The organism is Pseudoxanthomonas sp. UTMC 1351, from assembly GCF_040948865.1.
Taxonomy (GTDB): Bacteria; Pseudomonadota; Gammaproteobacteria; order Xanthomonadales; family Xanthomonadaceae; genus Pseudoxanthomonas_A.
The window spans coordinates 1-1,194 of record NZ_JAVGJT010000076.1 but is presented as its reverse complement, the minus strand read 5'-3'; the positions used below and the strand labels follow the sequence as shown (position 1 = coordinate 1,194).

The window sequence follows — 1,194 nt, the reverse complement described above, 5'->3', positions numbered from 1 at the left end:
CGTCACTTGATGATCTTGGCTACCACGCCGGCGCCGACGGTACGGCCGCCTTCGCGGATCGCGAAACGCAGACCTTCGTCCATCGCCACCGGGTTGATCAGCTCCACCACCATCTTCACGTTGTCGCCCGGCATCACCATCTCCACGCCTTCCGGCAGGGTCACCGCACCGGTGATGTCGGTGGTACGGAAGTAGAACTGCGGACGGTAACCCTTGAAGAACGGGGTGTGGCGGCCGCCTTCATCCTTGCTCAGCACATACACTTCGGCTTCGAACTGAGTGTGCGGATTGATCGAACCGGGCTTGCACAGCACCTGGCCGCGCTCCACGTCGTCACGCTTGGTGCCGCGCAGCAGCAGACCGGCGTTGTCGCCCGCCTGGCCCTGGTCCAGCAGCTTGCGGAACATTTCCACACCCGTCACCGTGGTCTTCACGGTCGGACGGATACCCACGATTTCGATTTCGTCGCCCACCTTGATGATGCCGCGCTCGATACGACCGGTCACCACGGTGCCGCGGCCAGAAATCGAGAACACGTCTTCCACCGGCATCAGGAACGGACGGTCGATGTCGCGCTCGGGCTGCGGGATGAACGTATCCAGCGCTTCCACCAGCTTGATGATCGACGGCACGCCAATCTCCGACTGGTCGCCTTCCAGCGCCAAACGGGCCGAACCGTGGATGATCGGGGTGTCATCGCCCGGGAAGTCGTACTTGCTCAGCAACTCGCGCACTTCCATTTCCACCAGCTCCAGCAGCTCGGCGTCGTCCACCATGTCCGCCTTGTTCAGGTAGACCACGATGTGCGGCACGCCGACCTGGCGCGACAGCAGAATGTGCTCGCGCGTCTGCGGCATCGGGCCGTCCGCGGCCGAGCACACCAGAATCGCACCGTCCATCTGCGCCGCACCGGTGATCATGTTCTTCACATAGTCGGCGTGACCCGGGCAATCCACATGCGCGTAATGACGGTTCGGGCTTTCGTATTCCACGTGCGCCGTCGAAATCGTGATGCCGCGCGCCTTCTCTTCCGGCGCCGCGTCAATCGCGTCATAGGCCTTGAACTCGCCTCCGAAACGCTCTGCTCCGACCTTCGTCAGCGCCGCCGTCAGCGTCGTCTTGCCGTGGTCCACGTGACCAATCGTGCCCACGTTCACGTGCGGCTTGGTGCGTTCGAATTTACCCTTTGCCATG

Annotated in this window: 1 protein-coding gene; it reads right to left on the bottom strand. The window is 62.9% G+C overall.

Annotation, left to right across the window (positions count from 1 at the left end; all coding sequences use genetic code 11):
* Window positions 1–2: 2 nt before the first annotated feature.
* Window positions 3–1,193 carry an elongation factor Tu gene (tuf, locus tag AB6O04_RS20660; protein ID WP_368566309.1) on the bottom strand — a complete coding sequence of 397 codons (1,191 nt, stop codon included), beginning with the start codon at window positions 1,191–1,193 and terminating at the stop codon, window positions 3–5.
* Between the last annotated feature and the right edge of the window lies 1 nt (window position 1,194).

Excerpts from the sequence above, each read along its gene's own strand:
- tuf (WP_368566309.1), bottom strand. The coding sequence starts at position 1,193 with ATGGCAAAGGGTAAATTCGAACGCACCAAGCCGCACGTGAACGTGGGC.